The sequence below is a fragment of the Streptomyces sp. genome (assembly GCF_035563135.1).
Lineage (GTDB): Bacteria > Actinomycetota > Actinomycetes > Streptomycetales > Streptomycetaceae > Streptomyces.
In genome coordinates this window covers 1-3810 of record NZ_DATMVN010000556.1, presented here as the reverse complement: position 1 = coordinate 3810, position 3810 = coordinate 1, and the positions used below count along the sequence as shown (strand labels likewise).

The 3810-nt window shown below is 73.9% G+C and carries 4 protein-coding genes and 1 pseudogene; 3 read left to right on the top strand and 2 right to left on the bottom strand.

Annotation, left to right across the window (positions count from 1 at the left end; genetic code table 11):
- A partial coding sequence (locus VN520_RS24705; RefSeq protein ID WP_325749133.1) for an acyl-CoA dehydrogenase family protein occupies positions 1-599 on the bottom strand: 599 nt, incomplete at its 3' end.
- Between the two features lie 91 nt (positions 600-690).
- Between VN520_RS24705 and VN520_RS24700 the strand changes: the two genes are divergently transcribed.
- The 3 genes from VN520_RS24700 to VN520_RS24690 are packed head-to-tail and all read left to right on the top strand — an operon-like array spanning position 691 to position 3467.
- On the top strand, positions 691-2310 hold the full coding sequence (locus tag VN520_RS24700; RefSeq protein ID WP_325749132.1) for an AMP-binding protein: 1620 nt from the start codon (positions 691-693) through the stop codon (positions 2308-2310).
- A 4-nt stretch (positions 2311-2314) separates the two neighbouring features.
- A complete protein-coding gene (locus VN520_RS24695; protein WP_325749131.1) occupies positions 2315-3136 on the top strand; it encodes a PaaX family transcriptional regulator C-terminal domain-containing protein in 822 nt (273 codons plus the stop codon).
- 52 nt (positions 3137-3188) lie between these two features.
- Positions 3189-3467: a hypothetical protein gene (locus VN520_RS24690; protein WP_325749130.1), complete on the top strand. Its 279-nt coding sequence runs from the start codon at positions 3189-3191 to the stop codon at positions 3465-3467.
- Here the strand turns inward: VN520_RS24690 and VN520_RS24685 are convergent.
- Positions 3454-3810, bottom strand: a pseudogene (locus tag VN520_RS24685) (bifunctional salicylyl-CoA 5-hydroxylase/oxidoreductase); the annotation flags it as partial. The gene VN520_RS24690 and the pseudogene VN520_RS24685 sit on opposite strands and share 14 nt — an antisense overlap.

The following is a 3810-nucleotide window of genomic DNA, read 5'->3' as shown; positions in this document are numbered from 1 at the left end:
ACGGGGTGCGGGGAGAGCATGTCGAGGGCCGTTCCGGTGAGGCCCGGCCGGTCGGCGGGGACCAGGAAGGCGGTGATCCCACGGGCTCCGGCGCCCTCGCCCGTCCGCGCGAAGACGGTGTAGAAGTCGGCCTCCGGGGCGTTGGAGATCCAGCACTTCTCACCGGTGAGCCGCCAGCCCTTCCCGTCGGGTGCGGGCCGTGCGGCGAGCGCGAGGGCCGCCGCGTCGGATCCGGCGTCCGGCTCGCTGAGCGCGAACGCGGCGACGGCGCGGCCCGCGCGCACCTCGGGGAGCCACCGTGCGCGCTGGTCCCTGGTGCCCACCTGGCGGAGCGGGCCGGAGCCGAGCCCCTGGAGCGCCAGCGCGGTCTCCGCCTCGGTGCAGCCGCGCGCCAGCGATTCGCGCAGGAGACAGAGATCGAGCGCACCGGAACCGAGGAGGCGGTCGAGGAGCCCGAGTCCGCCGAGCGCGGCGACGAGCGGACGGTTGACGCGGCCCGGCTCGCCCTTCCCGGCGAGGGGCCGCAGTTCGTCACGGGCGAGGGTGTACAGCTCGTCGCACCAGGCGGCTCGATCGGGATCGAGGGAGAATGCCGTCATACCGGCGCCTCTCTTGTCACGACTTGTCGCGGACCGTTGACTACCGTCACCCGAACGATACGCTCCAAGGGCGACAAGGGGGCGATGCTTCTTGAAGCCGTCAGGTACCACGAGCGCACACACCGACACCTTCGCGCGCGACCACCTCCCCTCCGCCGAGGACCGGCCCGAGTTGGTCTTCGACCTCCCTGAACTGGCCTATCCGGACCGGCTGAACTGCGGGTACGAGCTGCTCGACCGCACCGCCGACCGCTTCGGCCCCGGCCGTCCCGCCTTCCGCAGCGCCGACGGCTGCGTGTGGAGCTACGGGGAGCTGCGGGACCGGGTGGACCGCATCGCCCTGGTACTGAGGCACGATCTGGGCATCGTGCCCGGCAACCGGGTGCTGCTGCGCGGGCCCACCACACCCTGGCTCGCGGCCTGCTGGCTCGCCGTGATGAAGGCCGGCGCGATCGCCGTGACGGTGCCGGACCGGCAACGGGCGCCGGAACTCGCCACGATCTGCTCCATCGCCCGTGTCGGCCACGCCCTGTGCGACATCAGGTCGGTCGACGACCTGGCCGGGGCCGAGGTGCCCGGTCTGCGCATCACGACGTACGGGGGCGGCTCCCCCGGGGATCTGGCGGAACTCGCGGCGGCCCGGCCGGGGCCCTGCCGGGCGGTGGACACCGCCGCCGACGACATCGCGCTCATCGCGTTCACCTCGGGCACCACCGGGCGGCCCAAGGGCTGTATGCACGCCCACCGCGATGTGCTGGCCGTCGCCGACACCTTCGCCCGTCACGTGCTGCGGCCGGGCCCCGACGACGTGTTCACGGGCAGCCCGCCGCTGGGCTTCACCTTCGGGCTCGGAGGGCTGGTGATCTTCCCGCTGCGGGCCGGCGCCTCGTCCCTGCTGCTGGAACAGGCCGGCCCCGGGCAGCTGCTGCCCGCGCTCGCCGAGCACCGGGTCTCCGTCCTGTTCACCGCGCCGACCGCGTACCGCGTGATGCTCGACGCCGTCGACGGCCATGACCTGTCCGCACTGCGCCGCTGTGTCTCGGCCGGGGAGAACCTCCCGGCAGCGACCTGGCGGGCGTGGTACGAGCGGACGGGTCTGCGCATCATCAACGGCATCGGGGCCACCGAGCTGCTGCACATCTTCATCTCCGCCGCCGACGGGGCGATCCGGCCCGGCACCACCGGCGTCCCCGTGCCCGGCTGGCAGGCGCGCGTGGTGGACGAGGACGGGGAGGACGTGCCCGACGGCACACCCGGCCTGCTGGCCGTCCGCGGCCCGGTCGGCTGCCGGTACCTCGCCGACGAACGCCAGCGGGTGTACGTGCGCCACGGCTGGAACATCACCGGCGACACCTACGTCCGCGAACCCGACGGCTACTTCCGTTACGTCGCCCGCGCCGACGACATGATCATCTCCGCCGGGTACAACATCGCCGGCCCCGAGGTCGAGGAGGCGCTGCTGCGTCACCCCGGCGTGGCCGAGGCGGCGGTGGTGGGCAGGGCCGACGAGCTGCGCGGGCAGATCGTGGCGGCGTACGTCGTGCCGCGCGAGGGCGTACTGCTGTCGGCCGACGAGCTGCGTACGCACATGAAGGCCGAGCTGTCGCCGTACAAATGCCCGCGCGCCGTCGAGTTCCTGCCCTCGCTCCCGAGGACCGCCACGGGAAAGCTCCAGCGCTTCCTGCTGCGCGGCACCGCCGCTCTAGAGTGACCACGTGGCCGAGCACACTCCCCGTTCCCTGATCGTCAGCCTCTACGGCGCCTACGGCCGCCACCCGGGCAACGCCCCGCTGGCGGTGTCCGAGCTGATCCGGCTGCTGCACGCGGTGGGCGTCGACGCCCCGTCGGTGCGCTCGTCCGTCTCGCGTCTCAAGCGCCGCGGGCTGCTCGTCCCCGCACGTACGGCGGGCGGGGCCGCGGGGTACGCGCTGTCGTCCGGCGCCCGGCAGCTGCTGGACGACGGCGACCGGCGGATCTACCGGCGCCCGGCATCCCGGCCCGGGGACGGCTGGGTGCTCGCCGTCTTCTCCGTGCCGGAGGCCGAACGCCACAAGCGCCACCTGCTGCGCTCCCGTCTCGGCCGGCTCGGCTTCGGCACGGCGGCGCCCGGGGTGTGGATCGCGCCGGCCGGACTGTACGAGGAGACGCGGCACACGCTGGAGCGCCTCGGACTCGCCCCGTACGTCGATCTGTTCCGCGGCGAGCACCTCGGTTTCGCCGTGACGCGGGAGGCCGTGGCGCGCTGGTGGGACCTGGACGCGATCGCCCGGCTCCATCTCGATTTCCTGGAACAGCAGGAACCGGTGCTGCGGTCCTGGGAGGCACGGGCGGGCGAGGACGCGGCGGATCCGGAGGAGGCCTACCGGGACTACCTCCGCGCGCTGGACTCCTGGCGGCGGCTTCCGTACGCGGACCCGGGGCTGCCCGGGGAACTGCTTCCGAAGGACTGGCCGGGGGGCCGCTCGGCGGAGGTGTTCGGGCTGCTGCACGGCCGGCTGCGGGACGCAGGAGCCGTGTTCACCCGGGAAGGCCCCTGATCCCCCGCCGGAACCGGGGTGACCCGATGCCGTGCGGGCGACAGGATGAAGCATGACCTGGACCTTCACCGACGACGTCGAAGCCTTCCTGGAGGCAGCCGGAGCCGCTCTGTCCGCCCGGCCCGCCGAGAACACGCTGCTGCTGACCGTCACCGCCGCCCTGCGGGACGGCGGACCGCACGCCTACGGCGCGAAGCCGCCGGTGCCGGGCTGGTGGCGCGGAGCGGGCCGCCTCGGACCGCCGGCCGTCGAGTACCGCACCACGCGCCGGGCCGCCCCGCATCCCGTACCGTGCCGCTGCCACGAGTGCCTGACGCTCAGTCGAGTGTGAGCCGGGGTTTCGGGCCGTCGGTACGGCCCGTCGGCGGGGGGCGGCTGCCCGCCCGGTACGGGAGCGGCCAGGAGGCACCCGGCCCCGTGTAGCCCTGTTCGGCCGCCGCGTGCAGTGTCCAGTGCGGGTCGTACAGATGAGGGCGGGCCAGCGCGCAGAGGTCGGCGCGGCCGGCCAGCAGCAGTGAGTTGACGTCGTCCCAGGAGGAGATGGCGCCGACGGCGATGACGGGCACGTCCAGGGTGTTGCGGATCCGGTCGGCGTACGGGGTCTGGTAGGAGCGGCCGTACTCGGGGCGTTCCTCGGGGACGACCTGGCCGGTGGAGACGTCGATGGCGTCGGC

What these genes read in the sequence shown, in the direction of transcription:
- VN520_RS24690 (WP_325749130.1), top strand. Translation starts at nt 3,189, where the DNA reads ATGACCTGGACCTTCACCGACGACGTCGAAGCCTTCCTGGAGGCAGCC.